The following is a 20,077-nucleotide window of genomic DNA, read 5'->3' on the forward strand; positions in this document are numbered from 1 at the left end:
GCACAACCGAGAAGCGGCCCACCGCACTGGAGGAGTTGGGCAATGGGCCGCCAATGAGGGAAGCGAAGGAGGAACCCGCGATGGCGGATCATTCAACAAACTCCGCGCAGACTGCCGAAGCCGACAAGGGCTATTGGCAGGCCAACCTGCGCCTCATCTACATCAGCCTCGCGATTTGGGCGCTGGTGTCGTTTGGATTCGGCATTCTGCTGCGTCCGCTGCTGTCCGGCATCGCCGTTGGCGGTACAGATCTGGGCTTTTGGTTCGCTCAGCAAGGATCGATCCTGGTCTTTCTGGTGCTGATCTTCAACTACGCCTGGCGCATGAACAAGCTCGACGCTGAGCACGGCGTGGACGAGGAGTAATCGGCATGGATCAGTTTACCATCAACCTGCTGTTTGTGGGCGCGTCTTTTGCGCTTTACATCGGCATCGCGATCTGGGCCCGTGCGGGTTCCACATCGGAATTCTATGCCGCCGGTCGCGGCGTTCACCCGGTCACCAACGGTATGGCGACAGCGGCGGACTGGATGTCTGCGGCCTCGTTCATCTCGATGGCGGGCCTGATTGCCTTTACCGGCTACGACAACTCGACCTTCCTGATGGGTTGGACCGGTGGCTACGTGCTGCTGGCCCTGCTGCTTGCGCCCTACCTGCGTAAGTTCGGCAAGTTCACCGTGTCGGAATTCATCGGGGATCGTTTCTACAGCCAGACCGCACGTATCGTTGCGGTGATCTGTCTGATCGTTGCGTCGGTGACCTACGTGATCGGTCAGATGACCGGTGTTGGCGTGGCCTTTGGTCGCTTCCTCGAAGTGTCCAACACTACAGGTCTGCTGATCGGCGCCGGCGTTGTGTTTGCCTACGCAGTGTTTGGTGGGATGAAGGGCGTGACCTACACTCAGGTCGCTCAGTACTGCGTGCTGATCACCGCCTATACCATCCCGGCCATCTTCATCTCGCTGCAGCTGACCGGCACGCCTGTTCCGGCACTGGGTCTGTTTGGTGACACCGCCAGCGGTGAACCCCTGCTGACTAAGCTGGACGCCATCGTGACCGAGTTGGGCTTCAACGACTACACGGCCCACCACTCGAATACGCTTAACATGGTGCTGTTCACCCTGTCGCTGATGATCGGTACTGCGGGTCTGCCGCACGTCATCATGCGCTTCTTCACCGTTCCCAAAGTGTCTGACGCACGTTGGTCGGCAGGCTGGGCGCTGGTCTTCATCGCTCTGCTGTACCTGACGGCTCCTGCTGTTGGTGCAATGGCGCGCCTGAACATCACCGACATGATGTGGCCCAATGGTGGCATCGAAGGTGGCGCTGTTTCGGTTGAGGAAATCGACAATGATCCGCGTTACGACTGGATGGCCACTTGGCAGAAAACCGGTCTGCTGGATTGGGAAGACAAGAACGGCGACGGCAAGATCCAGTACTACAACGACAAATCCGAGGCGATGACTGCAATCGCCGAAGAAAAAGGCTGGGTCGGTAACGAGCTGACCAAGTTCAACCGCGACATCCTGGTTCTGGCCAATCCTGAGATTGCCAACTTGCCAGGTTGGGTGATTGGTCTGGTCGCTGCTGGTGGTCTTGCGGCTGCTCTGTCAACCGCTGCGGGCCTGCTGCTGGCGATCTCGTCGGCTGTGTCCCATGACCTTGTCAAAGGTGCAATCAACCCGTCGATCTCTGAAAAGGGTGAACTTCTGGCGGCACGGATTGCAATGGCTGTAGCCATCGTTGTTGCAACCTACCTGGGTCTCAACCCTCCGGGCTTTGCGGCACAAACCGTGGCCTTGGCCTTCGGTCTGGCGGCTGCCTCGATCTTCCCGGCGCTGATGATGGGGATCTTCTCGACCCGCATCAACAACACCGGCGCGGTTGCAGGTATGCTGGCTGGTCTGACCGTAACCCTGGTCTACATCTTCCTGCATAAGGGCTGGCTGTTCATTCCGGGCACCAACTCGTTCACCGATGCTGATCCGCTTCTGGGTCCGATCAAGTCGACCTCGTTCGGCGCCATCGGTGCGATGATCAACTTCGGCGTCGCCTACGTCGTTGCCGGTATGACCAAAGAGACTCCGCAGGAGATCAAAGATATGGTCGAAAGCATTCGCATTCCCCGTGGTGCGGGCGCAGCTCAGGATCACTGAGTGTGATGCGGTCGGCGGCTCTTGTCTTCGATCGCATCTTTCGACTTACTGTTCCCGCCCGGCACACCACCGGGCGGGATTTTTTATTCGGAACTCCGGAGAGCGTAAATGCCCCTGTCCCATGACGAAATCACCCGGTTTCTGAAGTCTGTACACCCCTATGACTCGTTGCCCCATGATGCTTTGGACGATCTGGCCAAGCAGATCGAAGTGCGCGAAGTCGATGCCGATGGCAGCATTTACCAGTTGGGCAACGCACTGCCCGGCGTCTTTGTGATCTATGAAGGACAGGTAGAAATTACCGATGAAAACGGCGCTGTCGTTTCGCATCTGGGATTGCGCAATTCTTTTGGTGAGCGCGGATTGCTGAAGGACGGCAAAGCCGCCACACATGCGCGCGCGCACACGCCGTCAGTATTGATCGTGTTGCCGCCAGACCTTGTGAAAAACCTGATCGAAGGTCACGATGTGGTGTCCAAGTTCTTTAACCGTTCACGCGGTGGGCGGAGCGGACCGCAAAGCCTGGCTACCAGTGCAATTGACGTGCTGATGGCTCGTGACCCTGCCACCTGCCCGCCCGATACACCGGTTCAAAACGCCGCGCAGATCATGCGCGACCGCCATATCTCATCGCTTTGCGTGACCGAAGGGGACAGATTGTTGGGTATCGCAACCCTCCGCGATATTTCCGGCAAATACGTCGCCGAGGCGATGCCCGCTGACACCGCGGTTTCGGCGATCATGACCGCCGATCCAATCATTCTTGCCCCGACAGATATCGGCTCGGACGTATTACACGTGATGATGGAACGTGGCATCGGTCATATTCCAATTTCCGAGGCCGGTAAGCTGGTCGGAATCGTAACCCAAACCGACCTCACCCGCTATCAGGCGGTCAATTCTGCCGAGTTGGTAGGACGAATTGCCCGCGCCGACAGCCCGCAAGAGATGGCTCAAGTCACCGCTGAGATACCACAACTTCTGGTCCAACTCGTCGCGGGTGGCAACCGGCACGAGATCGTTACACGGCTGATCACCGACATCGCAGACACTGCGACGCGGCGGTTGCTGGCACTGGCTGAGGCTGAACTGGGTGCGCCGCCAGTGCCCTACTTGTGGCTTGCTTGCGGCTCGCAAGGACGGCAGGAACAGACCGGAGTTTCTGATCAGGACAATTGCCTGATGCTAGATGACAGTGTGGCGGACGGTGATATGGCCTACTTCGCTGCGCTGGCCAAATTCGTCTCAGACGGGCTGGATACCTGCGGTTATTTCTATTGCCCCGGTGACATGATGGCGACCAACCCTCGCTGGTGCCAGCCCGTGCGTGTCTGGCGCGAGTATTTCAATGGCTGGATCGCCAAACCCAACCCTGAGGCGCAAATGCTGGCCTCGGTGATGTTTGACCTGCGGCCCATCGGAGGGTCCTTCGATCTGTTCACAGACCTGCAGGCCGATACGCTGGCGGCAGCCAATGCGAATTCGATCTTTGTAGCTCATATGATCTCGAACTCGCTCAAGCACACCCCTCCTCTGGGCCTGCTGCGTGGATTCGCCACCATACGTTCGGGTGAGCATCGCAATACGCTCGACCTCAAGCATAATGGCGTGGTGCCTGTCGTGGATCTGGCACGCATCTACAGCCTGCAGGGACAATTAACCGAAGCGAACACCCGCGCCCGTCTTGGCGCCGCCGAGGCTGCGGGTGTGCTCAGCGCGTCTGGAGCACGCGATTTACTGGACGCATATGACCTGATCGCTGAGACCCGATTGGAACATCAAGTGCGTCTGGTCAAATCCGGGGATGCACCGGACAATTACCTGCCACCCACTGAATTGTCGGACTTTGAGCGAAGTCATCTCCGCGATGCCTTTGTCGTGGTAAAAACCATGCAATCAGCGGTTGGCCATGGCAAAGGAATGCTGGGTTAAGAAACTGGAAATGAACGGAGAAATCACATGTTTCTGGAACTGATCGGCACGATTTTTGCAGGCTTTGCCTTTGCGGGTGTCGTGATGGTGGTGAACAAGCTGACCGGGGGCCGCTTGCCCAAATGGGCCGCGCCGGTTGCGGCAGGTGCGGGGATGATCGGTATGACGATTACCAGCGAGTATTCTTGGTATGACCGTACGCGCGACCAACTGCCCGACAGCCTCACCATCGTGCAGGAGGTGGAAAGCCGCGCCTTTTATCGCCCTTGGACGTATGCCGTGCCCTTTGTCGACCGCTTTGCTGCGATCGACGCCACATCGGTACGCACCAATGCCAATTTGCCGGACGAGCGTCTGGTTGATCTTTACTTTTTTGGTCGCTGGGCACCGGTCTCAAAGATGCCGGTCGCTGTAAACTGCGCCGAAAACAGCCGCGCCAACCTGGCAGACGGGGCCGAATTCGCCGATGACGGACGTTTGCTGAACGCCAGCTGGATCAAGATCGACGCTGAAGATCCGGTAATCGAGGCAACCTGCGGGGTCTGACCATGTTGAACCATCTGAGCCTGCGCCTGAGGGTGTTCCTGTTCTTCCTATTACTTGCGGCAGGAGGGCTGATCATCAGCACCCTGGCTTTGTGGGTCGGTTATCAGAGGGCAAGTGATCCTGCCCTTATGGATGCGTTCATCTTCGCAGAGATACTGATCGCTTTTGGAATGTTGGCGCTAGTTGCCGGAGTCTGGCTTCTTTTTGATGACAACGTTGCAAAACCGATCGAGCGGCTCTCGGCCCAACTCCGGGCGCGCGCACACGCCGGGGTCAGCACGGATTTGGACCTTCAGGCGGCGCGCTATTTGGGCGATCTGGCCCCCGCCGCCGCTGGACTGGCCGAACAACTGGCTGCCAACGCCATGACCACGGCTGAGGCCGTGGCCGCGGAAACGGCCCATCTGGCCTCGGAAAAACAACGTCTAACGGCGCTGCTGACCGAGATTCCGGTTGCAATGCTTTTAGCCGGACCGAAGCATCAGATCGTTCTATATGACGCGCAGGCGGCTGAGGTTCTGGCACAGATCGCACATCCCCGGTTGAACGCGTCGCTGTTTGACTATCTCGAAGCGACGGGCCTGACGGATTCTTATGCGAAGCTGGTCAAGACCGGGAAAGACGTCCATTGCACGCTGACCAGTGTTGATGGGCGGCAATCCTATTCGGCCCGTATGAAACCCTTGGGCGATGCCCCTGGTTACATGCTGGTTTTCGATGACAGTGCTGCGCAGATCGACCCCGACGCGGCCCGCCCGCTGGTTTACGATTTCGAACTTCTCGACACACCCGGTGATGACGCGTTTGAAGATAGACCTCTTTTGGACCTCTGCTTCGTGGTCTTTGACACCGAAACCACGGGCCTGCTCCCGCATAAGGATGAGATCGTACAGATCGGTGCGGTGCGCGTCGTAAAGGGTAAGATCGTCGAAGGCGAACGGCTTGATACCCTGGTCGACCCCGGCATCCCGATCCCCCCAGCTTCAACCAAAGTGCATAAGGTCAGCGACCGGATGGTTCAGGGTGCGCCTGATATTGCCGAGGCCGGTCGCAGCTTTCACCAATTTGCCCGGGATGCCGTCATTGTTGCCCATAACGCACCATTCGACATGGCTTTCCTGCGCCGCCATGCCGAGCGTATGGGGGTGGAATGGAGCCACCCCATTCTGGATACGGTCCTGCTGTCGGCGGTGCTGTTCGGGGCAAGCGAAACGCATACGCTGGACGCGGTCTGCGAGCGGTTAGGCATAACGATCCCGGAAGCCTTGCGTCACACGGCCTTGGGTGATGCCGTCGCGACCGCCGAAGTGCTGGTTCGGATGCTACCGATGCTTACGGCCCGTAATTTGGTGACCTTTGGCGACGTCATCACCGAGACTCGCAAACACGGACGGTTGCTTGAAGACCTGAACTGACCAGAAATTCCTAAAATCACCGCAGCTTTCCGTGGACAATCCCGGCGTCGCGTGGCACCTGAGACAGGCCCATGTACGAGCGCGCGATGACGGAAAAAACTTTCATTCCCAGCCCCGAGCAAAGCCTTGCCTTTCGCGAGGCCTTGGGCTGTTTCGGCACCGGCGTCACCGTTGTGACCACAAATACCTCCGAGGGCCCTGCAGCAATCACGGTGAACTCATTTGCGTCTGTATCGCTGGACCCGCCGCTGGTCCTGTGGTGTCTCGATCGGGGCTCGAACCGGTACGACGCGTTCCACAACTGCGAACATTACGCGATCCATGTAATGGCGCAGGACCAGCACGACCAAGCATTGCAATTCGCGCGAAACGGGTTCGATTTTTCCCATGCGGATTGGCAGGAGGATGACGCCGGGCGCCCCCGACTTGCGGAATGCCTCGCCCGCTTCGATTGCCGCCTGTCGGCCCGTCATGAGGCAGGTGACCACCTGATCCTTGTTGGTCATGTTGAACAGGTCATGCATCGCCCAGGTCAGGGGCTGATCTTCAAGCGCGGACAATTCGGCGGCTTCGCCGATCTGATCTAATCGTCCAGCGAGCCGTGGACGGCCAACGCTTCAAGTTGCGTCTCTTGCGGGGTGATCACTCGGAATGCCTCGTGCACCCCTGCCCCCGTCAGCTCTCGGGCGACGGTCAGCAATGTGTTCGGGGCATGATCTTCGCACAGCTCGGACATATGTGAGACTTCGGCCTGCGCCACTTCTAACGCGGCTTCAACCGAAGGCGCGCCGTAGAATTGCACGAAATGCTCGGCCAGATATTGCGTGATCTGGTCAATCTCGGCCTGCTCGACTTGTGTGACGGCAACAAATGTAACGCGCCCGAAGGTTTCAAGCCCCAGCCATCCATTGGCAAAGGCCTGACGCGCCTTGCCTTCCAGATCAGCCTCACTCCAGTTCGAAAACTCGAATCCGCCCGAGATGCACCATTCACCGGTTCTTGCGGGTGAATGAAACACGTTCATATCGCTTTCATCAAAATGGATAGCACGGGCGAGTTTCATCTGGCGGTCTCCAATAATTCTGTCAGCGGGCGTAAATGTGTGTCCGCGCCGTCGCGGATCAGCATACCGAAGCGCTCGTCGGTGCCCAGAAAGACACCCCCTTCTCCAATAGGTTCTCCGACACCGCGCAGCAGCCCCATCCACTCAGCGTGAATCGGCGCGTTACCGTCCTCGGTCCAGCGGTTCAACCAGGTCAACATGTGACGCGACCAGCTCTCGACCAACTGCGTCGCAGAAACCTCGGCGCATCCTTCATCATAGAGCGAGGTAACATCCGGTGTTTCCCCTGGTGCATCGCTGGTTTGAAGCAAGGCCAGTTCCCAACCAACGATCAGCCAATCGGGAACCTCATCCACCTCGGCAGACGACGCTGCAACTTTTATTGTCCCACATTTTGCACCGTTTACACAGATCAGCCCATCCCAACCCAAGTGCACCGCGACCTCGGGCGGGGCCAGCGCGCCCAGCGCATTCTGGAACCCGACAGCACAAAGCGGCAGCATTGCCATAGCATCCCGCAACGGAACCTCGGGCGCGAATACTATCGCAACGCGCAGACGATCCGCCTGAATATTGTGGACCACAGTTCCCGCGTCACAGCCCAGCGCTGCCATGGCCTGGGCTCGCTCGAACGGGTCTTCGCCGGCCTTGGCAGGTTGCCCTTTGAGCAATGGGGGAAAGACCGGCTGGGTCACGCGTTGCCCTTGGCAATCATGTCGCGGGCGATCTTGCGGAAGGCTTCGGCTTGCGTGCTGTCTGGTTTGCTGACCACGATGGGGGCACCCCCGTCGGCGGCAACTCGGATATCCAGATGCAGCGGAATTTCCCCTAGCAATGGCACGCCCAGCGCCTCGGCTTCTGAGGCAACACCGCCATGGCCAAAGACATGTTCTTCGTGTCCGCAATTCGAGCAAATATGCGTCGACATGTTTTCGATCATCCCAACAATGGGCGTCTTGAGCTGGTTGAACATATCGATCCCCTTGCGGGCGTCGATCAAAGCAACATCCTGTGGGGTTGAGACGACAATGGCTCCATCCACCTGAAACTTTTGGCTCAGCGTCAGTTGCACATCGCCGGTTCCGGGGGGCAGATCAACGATCAACACATCCAATGCGCCCCATTGCACCTGACTCATCATCTGCTGCAAGGCGCCCATCAGCATGGGGCCGCGCCAGACAACCGCCTGCCCTTCGTTGGTCATTAACCCCATCGACATCATGGTGACACCGTGATTGCGCAGCGGCAGGATCGTCTTGCCATCTGGGCTGGCCGGTCGCCCCGACACACCCAGCATCCGGGGTTGTGAAGGGCCATATACGTCTGCGTCCAACAGGCCTACGCGGCGGCCTTCAGCGGCCAGCGCGCAGGCAAGGTTGGCCGACACTGTGGACTTGCCCACGCCACCCTTGCCCGACGCAACCGCGATGATCCGGTCCACACCGGGAACGGCCTGCGGTCCGGTTTGCGAGGGCTTTGGCTTGGGCTTCAAATCAGGCGGTGCCTTGTCCGAATGCGCGGTCAACATTGCCGAGACCTTTGAAACACCATCAACCATCTGCGCCGCCTGTTCGGCTGTGGCGCGAACGGGCTCCATCTTCTCGGCCTGTTTGGGATCGATCTCCAGCACAAACCGAACGGTATCGCCTTCAACATTCAATGCACGCACGATACCCGCGCTCACAATATCCTGACCAGAAACCGGATCGGTAATCTTCTTTAAGTTCGCTAGAACTGCATCACGGATGCTCATGCCGTCTTCCCCTTGATCCGCCCCACGCTGGGCGCCTTGCGTATCGACAGAATATAGTCGCCGCTCATTGCATGTGTCTCCGTCTCATTTTGTACATTTGACGCATCGGGTCAGCCACCGTTAGGCTTAACCATGCGCTTTGTCCTGTTGTGCCTGAGCCTGACGCTCACCGCCACCCCCTCTTGGTCGCAAGAGGCATTGGGCCTTGCCGCCCCGGATGAAGTGACAAACTCAGGTCTTTTGCAACATATTCTTCCGCGCTTTTCTCTCAAGACCGGAATACGTGTTGTTGCGGATGAAAGCGGCGTCATGTCACTGGCCCCGAGTTCGCCCGGCGATCCGGTCTTTGCCCGTGACGGGGTGGTCTATCATCTAAGAATCGACGACAGCGCCAAGCAGGTAAGGTTTCGTGAATGGCTACTTTCCGACATTGGCAGACGGACGGTTGAAAACTTCATCCCCGATGAGGGCACGCCCTTTAGCGCAAGTTTCGAAACTGCCACTGTTACCGAAGAGGTCGAGGTCGACGGAAACGCGCTGCTTGGCGAAGATCTGTCGATGACCCATTGTGGCCGGTGCCATGTGATCGGCCCACAGAATCGGATGAACGGGCTGGGTTCGACCCCGTCTTTCGCAGTGCTGCGCGCAATGCCCGACTGGTCGGAACGGTTTCAGGCGTTCTTTGCCCTGAACCCACACCCAGCTTTCACGCAGATCGAGGGCGTCACCGAACCTTTCCCGCCCGAGCGCCCCTCGCCGATCCATCCGGTCGAGATGAGCCTGGATGACCTCGAAGCAATTCTGGCTTTCGTGACCGCCATGCGCGCCGCCGATCTGGGCGCGCCACTGCAACTTCAGTGATCCTTGCGCTTTGAAAGGTAATCATCCGTTGTGACAACCCGTGGTCTGGGGGCGGATTGAAATGGATTGTCAGCGCTATGGAACTGGGCGTTCACCCGGCAATTGTCGCACATCTGGATCATCCGCGCCTGATCCGAGGTCGCGAACATCGGATGTGTGCCCGACAACTTTTCCATGATCCGCTCAACCGTTGATTTAACGCCAAACGCTGCGCCGCATTCGACGCATTCAAAGGGTTCCTCTTCATTCAGCACCTGTTGTGACAGCGCTTGGTCGCTCAGATCAAGCTGGGGCACTAGTGTGATCGCCTGTTCTGGGCAGATCGTTCGGCAAATCCCGCATTGCAGGCAGGCGTCCTGCTGGAAATTCAACTGCGGCTTGTCCGGGTTATCGATCAGCGCCCCCGATGGGCAAAGGGACACGCAACTCAGGCACAATGTACAGGTGTCGGTATTCACTGCAATCGCGCCATAAGGCGCGCTCTCGGGCAAGGCCAGCGGCACCTCGACCTCCGGGTTCAAAGCTTGCCCCGCCAGACGCGCTATTTGACGACGATTACCCAGTGGAAGCACCGGATCAATCAATGGCTGCGGAACATCTTGCGCATAAAGCAGATCTGCCAGCGCATCCGGGTCGGTTTCATCGATCAGACTCAGTGCGTCTTGCACTGCGATAGCCCGAGCCAGCTCTAATTCACGATCAAGCGCGTCCCGTTCGGTCTTAGGGCTAATCAGGATATCGGCGCGCGCAAAGCCATGCGCCAGCGCTGCGAGCATCTCGGCATGTCCAAAGCCCGAAACCACGTTCAGCTCCAGCGGAATGACATCCGCTGGCAGTCCTCGTCCAAACCGGGCCGCCATCCGGATCATCTGCGCCCCATGGGCGTCGTGCACCAGCAGTCGCGGTGCAACGCCGCCCGCGCGCCGGAAGGTCCGGGCCAGTATGTGCATCCGCGACAATACCGCCGAGACCGGAGGATCTTCATATGTGATGGCAGTCGACGGGCACAACGCCGAACACTCACCGCACCCGGCGCAAATCATCGGATCAATGGCTACATGATCGCCAGCCGGTGTGATCGCACCGGTCGGGCAGACGTCCAGACAGTTTGAACACCCCGTTTGTTCCGCTCGCGAATGGGCGCAAAGCGTCTCATCCAATCGGACATAGAGCGGTTTTTCAAAGGTCCCGACCAGTTGCACCGCTTCAAAAGCAAGACGCGCGACGGCCACCGCATCTCTGGGATCAGCGCGCAAGTACCCCTCGCGCTTTTCGGGGGCATTAACCAAAGGTGTTGCTCCGGTCAGATCAACAACAATGTCGCAACGCGACGTTGCACCGTCACGGGGTGCGCTCCAACCAAATTCTCCGCGTCCGCCGGGATCCAGTTGCTGCACTTCATCCAGATGCCAAACAAATCCACCCAGCGCGCCGGTCAGTCTGCGTATTCGTGCGCGCGCAACGTCATAGTTGCGGCTTAGCGGTTCTGCATCGTCAACCAAAAGCACAGTCACGGCCAACACAGCGGACAGCTGTTCGGCCAACGGAAAGACAACCTCTCCGGGCCCCACAATACAGCAGGTACCTTCACTGATGACATCGAAACTTGGGGTCACTGGCTGCGGCAGTAATGCCTCAGCCGCGAGCGCAGCCATTTTGGGGGTTGCATTGGTCCCCTGTTCGGACCAGCCAGCTCGGTCGCGCAGATCGACAAATCCGGGCGCTTCAACACCCAGTTCCTCGGCAAGCTCGCTAAAAACTGCACTTTCCTGAGCGCAGGCAAACACCACCTGCTCATCGCCCGTCATCAACTCGGCGGCAGTTTGAATCTGGCGCGTACAAAGGGCGGTATGCACCTTCGAGCACTCCGTATCGCAGGCTGCAGAAATACCATCTGCGTTCAGGGACTGCGTCCCCTCGCAATCACACAATATGAGCTTGCTGGCCATTTCCCCTCCCGACGCTGCGTTCTGCCCCATCAGCAGCTTAGACCCAATCCGCGCCGAGGCAATGCGAAGCATCAGAGAAAATCCCGATATGTGCATTATTTTTCATCACAAATCGCCATCAAAACCTGAAGTTGGAAATAAACTCTAAGTGAATGTCTCATATTAGGCGAAACTAGACTTGGCAGGTCGCCAATTTATGTAACATAGTACATCAATGGAAGGCAGGGGAGAGCCTTCCGGGGAGGAGCCAGTGGCCAAGGCCGCAAGCCGGACTGAAATGACAATTGGCGTCGTCGTGCGCAGAACACCCGGGGTGACACGCTGGGCGCGTTGGAACTGGCGCGCGGTCGCTGTTTTGCCAGGTGCAAAGCCTGCCGACTGGCAAGAGTTGCGACGTGAAGGTGAGGCCATCGAATACCATGCAGCCACCCTGCCCCTCACCCTGTGGGCCGATGAAACCGAAGCCTACATGGTCAACCTGTCGGACGGTCAACCTTCGCTGTACCTGGTTTTGCGGGATGAGCTGAAAGGCGAAACACCCCTGAATGCCGTATTGATCACCGCCTCACCGTTCGAGGGTCAGGATTATGCGGATACCGGCGAAGAGATCGTTGAGAAGATTCCGATGACCGAAGGGTTGATTGCATGGCTCCGCGATTTCACCCTGCAGCATCATCAGGACGAGGTGTTCATAAAACGTAAACGGGACAAGAAACGCACCGATCTGGTGGAAGACGGCAAGGGCGATGCACGAATCCGGCAGGATTCAGATGTCTACCGGGCTCCGCGTCGGGTGCTGCAATGACCCAGGCCCGCGATTTCTGGTCCCGCCGCAAGGCCGCCGTTCAGGCCGAGACCGAAGCAGAAGCTTTGGCCGCAGAGGAACAGATTATCACAACGCGGCAAGCTGAGTTGGAGGAAAAAAGCGACGCTGAAATTCTGGCCGAGTTTGATCTGCCCGATCCCGATACACTGGAAGCCGGCGATGATGTCTCGGGCTTCATGGCCAAAGCTGTACCTGACCGTCTGCGCCGCCGCGCCTTGCGGCGCCTATGGCGGTTAAATCCTGTTCTGGCCAATGTCGACGGGCTGGTCGATTACGGCGAGGATTATACCGATGCGGCTTGCGTGATTGAGAACATCCAGACCGCGTATCAGGTTGGCAAGGGTATGTTGGCGCATGTCGAAGCGCTCGCTGCCGAGGCGGAAATGTCCGAAGCAGAAACAGAAGCTGACATGCCCGAGGCGATCGAGTCAGGTGAAGAACCGATCAACGCCGTCGAACCAGAACCGGAAGCCCCACAGATGGTTGAAATGGAAGAGCCAGAGGAAATCGAACTCACCCCTGCTCCACGCCGTATGAAATTCGAATTCGAAGGATAACTCTATGACCGCAGACAACGCGCAAACATTGGATATCTCAACTGAGGATCGTCTGCGTGCGGATTTCTATAATTTTCTTGGCCTGCTATTGGCCGGTCCACCCGATCAGTTGCTTTTGGATCATATGGCCGGGCTAAGCGGTGATGACTCGGATCTAGGTCAGGCCATTCAGGCAATGGCACGGGTGGCCAAGGTGACCAAGCCTGCCGCCGCAGAGCGCGAATTCAACGCACTGTTCATCGGATTGGGCCGAGGCGAACTGCTGCCTTATGCCTCTTTCTACCTGACGGGCTTTCTGAACGAAAAACCCCTAGCGCAGCTGCGCAATGACATGGCCGCGCGGGGCATCACCCGGGCGCAGAATGTTTATGAACCCGAAGACAACATCGCCTCGCTAATGGAAATGATGGCGGGCATGATCGTCGGTCGGTTCGGCGCGCCCGCCACGCTGGAAGATCAAAAGGCGTTCTGGAGCAAACATATCGGGCCCTGGGCCGCGCATTTCTATTCGGATTTGGAAGGTGCCGAGAACTCGGTTCTCTACGCCTCGGTCGGCACGGCTGGTCGGGTGTTCATGGAGATCGAACGTGAAGCCTTTCGAATGACGGCGGCCTAGCCCGCCACTCGCCGGTGCCTTTAGGCACCAAACCGCAATTGGGACAGGAGGAGCCCATGAGCAAGACCAAGGAAGAAGGCGCAACCCGCCGCGACTTCCTGAAACTGGCCGGTACCGCAGCGCCCGCTGCTGTAGCCGCCGCCAGCCTGTCTGGGAAAGCCGAAGCAGCCGAACTGCCGACGGACGAAACCCGGATGCAGGACACCGCGCACACGCGCGCATACCTCGACAGCGCCCGGTTCTGACCCGGACGTAGTCATACCCGACTGACGGTTGCGATTGGCCCTGAAGTCGGTTTCGCGAAGTACCAAGCCAGCCATGGGTTACATGGCCAGCAAGGGAGGAAAGAAATGCTTAGGAAAAAGACCAACGGGGTTGCGAGACGCCCCCAGCGGACAAGTATCCTGTCCCAGGTCGGCGAGAAAACCGTCGATCGCCGCGCATTCTTGCGTGGCTCGGGCCTGACGATCGGCGGCCTTGCCGCGATCAGCGCCACGGGTGGAACCGTGACGCCCGCCAGTGCCCAGACAGCGGCAAACACCGCCGTTGAGAATATCAAATCCGTATGCACTCACTGCTCGGTCGGCTGCACGGTCGTTGCCGAGGTACAGAACGGAGTCTGGATCGGGCAAGAACCCGGCTGGGACAGCCCATTCAATCTGGGTGCACACTGCGCCAAGGGGGCCTCGGTCCGCGAGCACGCCCATGGCGAGCGCCGCCTGAAATATCCGATGAAAAAGGAAGGTGGCGAGTGGAAGCGCATCAGCTGGGAAGAGGCGATCAACGAGATCGGCGATGGCATGATGAGCATCCGCGAAGAATCCGGGCCGGACAGCGTGTACTGGCTGGGGTCTGCGAAGCACAATAACGAACAGGCCTATCTGTTCCGCAAGTTCGCCGCCTATTGGGGCACGAACAACGTGGACCATCAGGCGCGTATCTGCCACTCGACCACTGTTGCGGGTGTTGCGAATACATGGGGCTACGGCGCCATGACCAATTCGTACAACGACATGCACAACAGCCGGGCCATCTTCATCATCGGTGGTAACCCGGCCGAGGCGCACCCCGTCTCGCTGCTGCATATTCTGCGTGCGAAAGAGCAGAACAATGCGCCTTTAATCGTCTGTGACCCGCGCTTTACGCGCACCGCGGCCCATGCGGATGAATATGTCCGCTTCCGCCCCGGTACCGACGTCGCTCTGATCTGGGGTATCCTGTGGCACATCTTCGACAACGGCTGGGAGGACAAAGAGTTTATCCGCACCCGTGTCTGGGGGATGGACCAAATCCGTGAAGAGGTTGCCAAGTGGAACCCGGATGAGGTTGAACGTGTCACCGGCACGCCCGGCTCGCAGCTGCGCCGCGTCGCACGGACCATGGTGAACAACCGCCCCGGTACCGTTGTATGGTGCATGGGTGGTACGCAGCATACCAACGGCAACAACAACACTCGCGCCTACTGCGTGCTTCAGCTTGCGCTTGGCAACATGGGCACCTCGGGTGGTGGCACCAACATCTTCCGCGGCCATGACAACGTGCAAGGCGCGACAGACCTTGGTGTTCTGTCCCATACCCTGCCCGGCTACTATGGCTTGTCAAAAGGCGCATGGGGTCACTGGGCCCGTGTCTGGGGTGAAGAGCCCGAGTGGCTTGCAGGCCAGTTCGCCACGATCAAAGACAAGGAAGGCAAGGATAAACCGCTGCAGAATGAGCGCGGCATCCCGGTTTCCCGCTGGATCGACGGTGTTCTGGAAGACCCAGCTAACATGGATCAGGACAATAATGTCCGCGCCATGGTGCTGTGGGGCCACGCGCCCAATTCACAGACCCGGATGACGGAAATGAAGACGGCGATGGAGAAGCTGGACATGCTGGTCGTGATCGACCCGTATCCCACCGTCTCGGCCGTGCTGCATGACCGCACCGATGGCGTCTATCTGCTGCCCGCCTGTACGCAGTTCGAAACCCGTGGCTCGGTCACGGCCTCGAACCGATCGCTGCAGTGGCGGGACCGCGTGGTCGAACCTCTGTTCGAAAGCCTGCCGGACGAGGTCATCATGGCCAAGTTCGCCAACAAGTTCGGCTGGGCAGATCGGTTCTTCCGCAACATCGAGATGGACGACCCGGAAACCCCGAATGTTGAAAGCATCACGCGTGAGTTCAACTCGGGCCTCTGGACCATCGGCTATACCGGTCAGTCGCCGGAACGTCTGAAAAGCCACATGGCCAACCAGCACACGTTCGACAGAACCACGCTGCAAGCCATTGGTGGACCCAACGACGGTGAGTATTACGGTCTGCCCTGGCCCTGCTGGGGAACGGCTGAGATGGGTCATACGGGGACACCGAACCTCTATGACATGTCCAAACCGGTGGCCGAAGGTGGCCTCACCTTCCGCGCGCGCTTTGGCGTGGAACGCGATGGCGACAACCTGCTGGCCGAAGGGGTCTATAGCGTTGGATCGGAAATTCAGGATGGCTATCCCGAATTCACGATGCAGATGCTGATGGACCTTGGCTGGGATAGAGACCTCACGGCTGAGGAACGCGCGGCAATCGACGCCGTTGCGGGACCAGAGACCAACTGGAAAACCGACCTTAGCGGCGGCATCCAGCGGGTCGCGATCGAGCATGGCTGTGCGCCCTTCGGGAACGCCAAGGCCCGCGCGGTCGTCTGGACCTTCCCGGATCCGATCCCGCTGCATCGCGAGCCGCTCTATACCAACCGGCGCGATCTGGTGGAGGATTATCCAACCTACGAGGATCGGCATGCCTATCGTCTACCTACCCTTTATGCGTCGATCCAAAAGAACGACTTTTCAAAGGATTACCCGATAATCCTCACGTCTGGTCGTCTGGTCGAGTATGAGGGTGGCGGCGATGAGACGCGGTCGAACCCGTGGCTGGCTGAGCTCCAGCAGGACATGTTCGTCGAGATCAATCCGCGCGATGCCAACAACCTTGGTATTCGGGACGGATCACAGGTCTGGGTCGAAGGTCCTGAGGGCGGCAAGGTCAAGGTGATGGCGATGCTGACTAACAGAGTCGGCGCCGGTGTCGCCTTCATGCCCTTCCACTTTGGCGGCCATTTCCAGGGCGAAGACCAGCGGCACAAGTATCCTGCTGGTGCAGACCCCTATGTGCTGGGTGAAAGTACCAACACCGCCCAGACCTATGGCTATGATTCAGTGACCCAGATGCAAGAGACCAAAGCGACTCTCTGCAAAATCTGGTCAGCGTAAGGAGGACGATAATGGCTAGAGCAAAGTTTCTCTGCGACGCTGAACGCTGCATCGAGTGTAATGCCTGCGTAACCGCGTGTAAGAACGAGCACGAGGTGCCGTGGGGCATCAACCGCCGCAGGGTGGTGACGATCAATGACGGCAATCCGGGTGAACGCTCGATCTCGGTGGCCTGTATGCATTGTTCGGATGCGCCCTGCATGGCGGTGTGCCCGGTCGACTGCTTCTATCAGAACGAAGAAGGGGTCGTCCTGCACTCCAAGGACCTGTGCATTGGCTGCGGCTATTGCTTCTATGCGTGCCCGTTTGGCGCACCGCAATACCCGCAGGCGGGCAACTTCGGATCGCGAGGCAAGATGGACAAATGTACCTTCTGTGCTGGCGGCCCCGAGGAAACGCACTCGACCGCAGAGTTCGCCAAATACGGACGCAACCGGATCGCAGAGGGCAAATTGCCCATCTGCGCCGAGATGTGTTCTACCAAGGCCCTGCTCGCCGGCGATGGCGACGTGGTCTCGGCTATTTACCGTGAGCGTGTCGTCGCGCGCGGATTTGGTTCGGGCGCTTGGGGTTGGGGCACGGCCTACGATCAGAAAGACGGCTGACCCCGTCTACTAAAGCAAAACGGATGACCCGCAGATGTGGGTCATCCTGCATTGGATTTTTATTGAGGTTCCGATGTTGCGCTTATTCATCGCTTTCCTGCTTTCGCTAACGCTGACCCAAGTTGCGGGCGCTCAAACCAGTGAGGGGGCCGCCCCTGCGGATTCGACCGACCGGTCTACAACCGGCGGCGCGACCACCCTTGAGGACATTCTGGCCCGCCAGCGTGGCGAGAAGGTCGACAACAGCTACAGGTCTGAAAACACCGGTCAGGGCAATGTTGAAGGCCTGCTGGGACAGTTCGGCACCCATGGTGTTGCCTCTGACAGTGACGTCTACCGCGCGCTGCGTTACGGATCTGCGGACGTCACCGTTTCATCCCAGGGACCTGCGGACAGCGTGCTGATTCAAGACGGCGGCATGTGGTGGTTGAACTTCCGAACTGGCCCGTTGCGTGAATATGGAACCTACATTCTGGGCGGAATGCTTGCGATCATTGTGCTTTTCTTTCTGATCCGAGGAAAAATCCGCATCGACGGAGAAAAAACCGGCCGCACGGTCCTTCGTTTCAACAGTTTCGAACGTTTCGGTCACTGGCTCTTTGCCGGGTCGTTCCTTGTGCTCGGCATCACAGGCCTGCTGACCCTTTATGGCCGCGATTTCTTGATCCCGGTGTTTGGCAAAGAAGGGTTCGCCACTATCGCGCAAGGGTGCAAGTGGCTTCACAACAACCTCGCATGGGCCTTCATGCTGGGACTGATAATCATCACCATAAATTGGATTGCCCATAACATCCCCAACAAGACCGACCTGAAATGGTTGGCCGCCGGAGGGGGCTTGTTCACCAAAGACAGCCACCCACCAGCCAAGAAATTCAATGCGGGTCAAAAGATAATCTTCTGGGCTTGCATTCTACTGGGTGTCTCTATCAGCCTGTCAGGCCTGTCGCTGCTATTCCCGTTCGAGCTGCCGATGTTCGCCAAAACCTTCTCAATCGCCAATTCGACAGGTATTCCGCAGGCGTTGGGTCTGAACCTGCCAGTGCAGATGTCACCGCAGGAAGAGATGCAATATGCCCAAGTTTGGCATGTCATGGTCGCCTACGTGTTCATCGCCATCATCATCGCCCATATCTACCTTGGCTCGGTGGGCATGGAGGGTGCGTTTGACGCCATGGGCACCGGTGAAGTCGAAGAACAATGGGCACGCGAGCACCACTCGCTGTGGCTGGAAGAGGTGCAAGAAAAAGAGGCCGGCAAGGCAGCGGCCTCACCTGCAGAATAGATGCGCTGGCTCGCTCTTGCGCTTGTTTTGACCCCCCTGCCCGCCTGGTCCGAGTTTTTCACGCTCAAAGGCCATGGCGGGCCGATCATGGGGATCGCTTCGGCGCCGGATGGGCGCATCGCAACGGCCAGTTTCGACAATTCGGTCGGTCTCTGGACCGGACAGACACCGGAATGGCTGGAGGGGCACGAAGCGGCAGTGAACTCGGTCGTTTTCAATGGCACTGCAATCTATTCTGCCGGGGATGACTTCACCCTCCGCCGCTGGCCCGGCGGGGATGTAGTCGGACAGCACAAAGGCAAGATTATCGGCATTGCAGCGTCAAAAACTCATATCGCGACGGCCAGCTGGGATGGCACCATCGGCCTGTGGCCGGTGGACGGGTCCGAGCCGACCCTGCTTGGGCCAATCGGCAGCGGGGTGAATGCAGTTGTTTTTACGCCGGACGGAAAGCAGCTTTATTCGGCAGGTGTCGACGGAGCGTTGCGTATCTGGGATGTCGCCAGCGGTCAGGAAACAAATCGCCTGATCGAGCATGGTTTTGGCATCAATGAATTGGTCCTGAACGCACAAGACAACTGGATCGCCTACGGTACCGTCGATGGAGTGACACGCATCCTGAGCCTCACCACCGAAGAAGAACATGACTTTACGTTGGATCGGCGCCCGATCCTCGCCATGGCACTGAGCCCCGATCGCAAGCTGTTGGCTGTCGGTGATGGTGAGGGCTTTATAATGGTCATCGACACGGCTGAATGGCGCATTGCACAAGATTTCCGCGCCACCCTGCGCGGTCCGGTTTGGGCGCTCGCTTTTTCTGCCGATGGTCAAAACCTTCACGCAGGCGGCATTGATGAGGCAATGTACAGCTGGCCCGTTTCAGCATTGGGCGATCGCGAACAGATGGCCGCTGCCGAACCCAGCTTTCTGAAAGACCCAAGCGAGATGGGCAACGGAGAACGGCAATTTGCGCGCAAATGTTCGATCTGTCACAGCCTGACGCCGGATGGGGGTCGACGTGCAGGTCCTACCTTGCACGACATCTTTGGGCGGAAAGCGGGCACATTGCCCGGTTATTTGTACTCGGATACGCTGCAAGACTCTGATATTATTTGGAATGAAGAGACAATAAATGCTCTTTTCGACGAAGGCCCGGACCATTACATTCCGGGGTCAAAGATGCCAATGCAGCGGATCACGCAAGCACAGGACCGGTTAGATCTGGTCGCGTTTCTGCGCAGCGCCACCGCACCGCAGGATTGAGCCGGAGGA

Annotated in this window: 19 protein-coding genes; 15 read left to right on the plus strand and 4 right to left on the minus strand. The window is 58.5% G+C overall.

What is annotated here, in order from left to right; genetic code table 11:
- The first annotated feature begins 80 nt into the window (after positions 1-80).
- From AC2TEM_RS03310 to AC2TEM_RS03335, 6 genes are all read left to right on the plus strand, one after another.
- On the plus strand, positions 81-365 hold the full coding sequence (locus AC2TEM_RS03310) for a DUF4212 domain-containing protein (protein ID WP_010439512.1): 285 nt from the start codon (positions 81-83) through the stop codon (positions 363-365).
- 5 nt (positions 366-370) lie between these two features.
- Entirely contained in the window at positions 371-2,155 is a 1,785-nt protein-coding gene (locus AC2TEM_RS03315; RefSeq protein ID WP_170393349.1) for a sodium:solute symporter family protein, read from the plus strand.
- A 108-nt stretch (positions 2,156-2,263) separates the two neighbouring features.
- Complete coding sequence (locus AC2TEM_RS03320; RefSeq protein WP_170421195.1) at positions 2,264-4,087, plus strand: DUF294 nucleotidyltransferase-like domain-containing protein; 1,824 nt, start codon at positions 2,264-2,266, stop codon at positions 4,085-4,087.
- 27 nt (positions 4,088-4,114) lie between these two features.
- Positions 4,115-4,633 (plus strand): hypothetical protein, encoded by a 519-nt coding sequence (locus tag AC2TEM_RS03325; RefSeq protein WP_170393351.1) that lies wholly within the window; start codon positions 4,115-4,117, stop codon positions 4,631-4,633.
- Between the two features lie 2 nt (positions 4,634-4,635).
- Positions 4,636-6,048 (plus strand): 3'-5' exonuclease, encoded by a 1,413-nt coding sequence (locus AC2TEM_RS03330; RefSeq protein ID WP_170421193.1) that lies wholly within the window; start codon positions 4,636-4,638, stop codon positions 6,046-6,048.
- 86 nt (positions 6,049-6,134) lie between these two features.
- Positions 6,135-6,635, plus strand: coding sequence for a flavin reductase family protein (locus AC2TEM_RS03335; protein WP_170421191.1), 501 nt, complete (start codon positions 6,135-6,137; stop codon positions 6,633-6,635).
- Here the strand turns inward: AC2TEM_RS03335 and AC2TEM_RS03340 are convergent.
- From AC2TEM_RS03340 to AC2TEM_RS03350, 3 genes are read right to left on the minus strand one after another with little or no spacing between them, the layout of a single operon-like run.
- Positions 6,632-7,111, minus strand: a complete 480-nt coding sequence (locus AC2TEM_RS03340) for a DUF6505 family protein (protein ID WP_170393354.1) — start codon at positions 7,109-7,111, stop codon at positions 6,632-6,634. The two genes, AC2TEM_RS03335 and AC2TEM_RS03340, sit on opposite strands and share 4 nt — an antisense overlap.
- Entirely contained in the window at positions 7,108-7,806 is a 699-nt protein-coding gene (locus tag AC2TEM_RS03345) for a biotin/lipoate--protein ligase family protein (RefSeq protein ID WP_170421189.1), read from the minus strand. Before AC2TEM_RS03345 ends, AC2TEM_RS03340 begins: the two co-directional genes overlap by 4 nt.
- Entirely contained in the window at positions 7,803-8,864 is a 1,062-nt protein-coding gene (locus AC2TEM_RS03350; protein WP_170421187.1) for an Mrp/NBP35 family ATP-binding protein, read from the minus strand. The genes AC2TEM_RS03345 and AC2TEM_RS03350 overlap by 4 nt, the downstream gene beginning before the upstream one ends.
- A gap of 132 nt (positions 8,865-8,996) precedes the next feature.
- On the opposite strand from AC2TEM_RS03350, the gene AC2TEM_RS03355 reads away from it, so the two are divergent.
- Positions 8,997-9,725, plus strand: coding sequence for a cytochrome c family protein (locus tag AC2TEM_RS03355; RefSeq protein ID WP_170421185.1), 729 nt, complete (start codon positions 8,997-8,999; stop codon positions 9,723-9,725).
- Here the strand turns inward: AC2TEM_RS03355 and AC2TEM_RS03360 are convergent.
- A complete protein-coding gene (locus AC2TEM_RS03360; RefSeq protein WP_170422424.1) occupies positions 9,719-11,674 on the minus strand; it encodes a 4Fe-4S binding protein in 1,956 nt (651 codons plus the stop codon). The genes AC2TEM_RS03355 and AC2TEM_RS03360 overlap by 7 nt on opposite strands.
- 250 nt (positions 11,675-11,924) lie before the next feature.
- On the opposite strand from AC2TEM_RS03360, the gene AC2TEM_RS03365 reads away from it, so the two are divergent.
- From AC2TEM_RS03365 to AC2TEM_RS03400, 8 genes are all read left to right on the plus strand, one after another.
- The gene (locus AC2TEM_RS03365) at positions 11,925-12,479 is read left to right on the plus strand and encodes a DUF3305 domain-containing protein (RefSeq protein WP_170393358.1); all 555 of its coding nucleotides are present in this window, start codon (positions 11,925-11,927) and stop codon (positions 12,477-12,479) included.
- A complete protein-coding gene (locus AC2TEM_RS03370) occupies positions 12,476-13,057 on the plus strand; it encodes a DUF3306 domain-containing protein (RefSeq protein WP_170626027.1) in 582 nt (193 codons plus the stop codon). Before AC2TEM_RS03365 ends, AC2TEM_RS03370 begins: the two co-directional genes overlap by 4 nt.
- A gap of 4 nt (positions 13,058-13,061) precedes the next feature.
- Positions 13,062-13,673, plus strand: coding sequence for a TorD/DmsD family molecular chaperone (locus AC2TEM_RS03375; RefSeq protein WP_480855980.1), 612 nt, complete (start codon positions 13,062-13,064; stop codon positions 13,671-13,673).
- A gap of 56 nt (positions 13,674-13,729) precedes the next feature.
- The gene (locus AC2TEM_RS03380; RefSeq protein ID WP_170393361.1) at positions 13,730-13,918 is read left to right on the plus strand and encodes a ubiquinol-cytochrome c reductase iron-sulfur subunit N-terminal domain-containing protein; all 189 of its coding nucleotides are present in this window, start codon (positions 13,730-13,732) and stop codon (positions 13,916-13,918) included.
- A gap of 105 nt (positions 13,919-14,023) precedes the next feature.
- Positions 14,024-16,918, plus strand: coding sequence for a formate dehydrogenase subunit alpha (locus AC2TEM_RS03385; protein WP_170421180.1), 2,895 nt, complete (start codon positions 14,024-14,026; stop codon positions 16,916-16,918).
- 11 nt (positions 16,919-16,929) lie between these two features.
- On the plus strand, positions 16,930-17,523 hold the full coding sequence (gene fdh3B, locus AC2TEM_RS03390) for a formate dehydrogenase FDH3 subunit beta (protein ID WP_037307340.1): 594 nt from the start codon (positions 16,930-16,932) through the stop codon (positions 17,521-17,523).
- A 73-nt stretch (positions 17,524-17,596) separates the two neighbouring features.
- Entirely contained in the window at positions 17,597-18,805 is a 1,209-nt protein-coding gene (locus AC2TEM_RS03395; protein WP_170421178.1) for a formate dehydrogenase subunit gamma, read from the plus strand.
- Positions 18,806-20,068: a c-type cytochrome gene (locus AC2TEM_RS03400; protein ID WP_170626029.1), complete on the plus strand. Its 1,263-nt coding sequence runs from the start codon at positions 18,806-18,808 to the stop codon at positions 20,066-20,068.
- Positions 20,069-20,077: the final 9 nt, after the last annotated feature.

The sequence above is a fragment of the Ruegeria sp. HKCCD3925 genome, from assembly GCF_057221175.1.

Excerpts from the sequence above, each read along its gene's own strand:
- AC2TEM_RS03310 (WP_010439512.1), top strand. The coding sequence starts at position 81 with ATGGCGGATCATTCAACAAACTCCGCGCAGACTGCCGAAGCCGACAAG.
- AC2TEM_RS03315 (WP_170393349.1), top strand. The coding sequence starts at position 371 with ATGGATCAGTTTACCATCAACCTGCTGTTTGTGGGCGCGTCTTTTGCG.
- AC2TEM_RS03320 (WP_170421195.1), top strand. The coding sequence starts at position 2,264 with ATGCCCCTGTCCCATGACGAAATCACCCGGTTTCTGAAGTCTGTACAC.
- AC2TEM_RS03325 (WP_170393351.1), top strand. The coding sequence starts at position 4,115 with ATGTTTCTGGAACTGATCGGCACGATTTTTGCAGGCTTTGCCTTTGCG.
- AC2TEM_RS03330 (WP_170421193.1), top strand. The coding sequence starts at position 4,636 with ATGTTGAACCATCTGAGCCTGCGCCTGAGGGTGTTCCTGTTCTTCCTA.
- AC2TEM_RS03335 (WP_170421191.1), top strand. The coding sequence starts at position 6,135 with ATGACGGAAAAAACTTTCATTCCCAGCCCCGAGCAAAGCCTTGCCTTT.
- AC2TEM_RS03340 (WP_170393354.1), bottom strand. The coding sequence starts at position 7,111 with ATGAAACTCGCCCGTGCTATCCATTTTGATGAAAGCGATATGAACGTG.
- AC2TEM_RS03350 (WP_170421187.1), bottom strand. The coding sequence starts at position 8,864 with ATGAGCATCCGTGATGCAGTTCTAGCGAACTTAAAGAAGATTACCGAT.
- AC2TEM_RS03355 (WP_170421185.1), top strand. The coding sequence starts at position 8,997 with ATGCGCTTTGTCCTGTTGTGCCTGAGCCTGACGCTCACCGCCACCCCC.
- AC2TEM_RS03360 (WP_170422424.1), bottom strand. The coding sequence starts at position 11,674 with ATGGCCAGCAAGCTCATATTGTGTGATTGCGAGGGGACGCAGTCCCTG.
- AC2TEM_RS03370 (WP_170626027.1), top strand. The coding sequence starts at position 12,476 with ATGACCCAGGCCCGCGATTTCTGGTCCCGCCGCAAGGCCGCCGTTCAG.
- AC2TEM_RS03375 (WP_480855980.1), top strand. The coding sequence starts at position 13,062 with ATGACCGCAGACAACGCGCAAACATTGGATATCTCAACTGAGGATCGT.
- AC2TEM_RS03380 (WP_170393361.1), top strand. The coding sequence starts at position 13,730 with ATGAGCAAGACCAAGGAAGAAGGCGCAACCCGCCGCGACTTCCTGAAA.
- AC2TEM_RS03385 (WP_170421180.1), top strand. The coding sequence starts at position 14,024 with ATGCTTAGGAAAAAGACCAACGGGGTTGCGAGACGCCCCCAGCGGACA.
- fdh3B (WP_037307340.1), top strand. The coding sequence starts at position 16,930 with ATGGCTAGAGCAAAGTTTCTCTGCGACGCTGAACGCTGCATCGAGTGT.
- AC2TEM_RS03395 (WP_170421178.1), top strand. The coding sequence starts at position 17,597 with ATGTTGCGCTTATTCATCGCTTTCCTGCTTTCGCTAACGCTGACCCAA.
- AC2TEM_RS03400 (WP_170626029.1), top strand. The coding sequence starts at position 18,806 with ATGCGCTGGCTCGCTCTTGCGCTTGTTTTGACCCCCCTGCCCGCCTGG.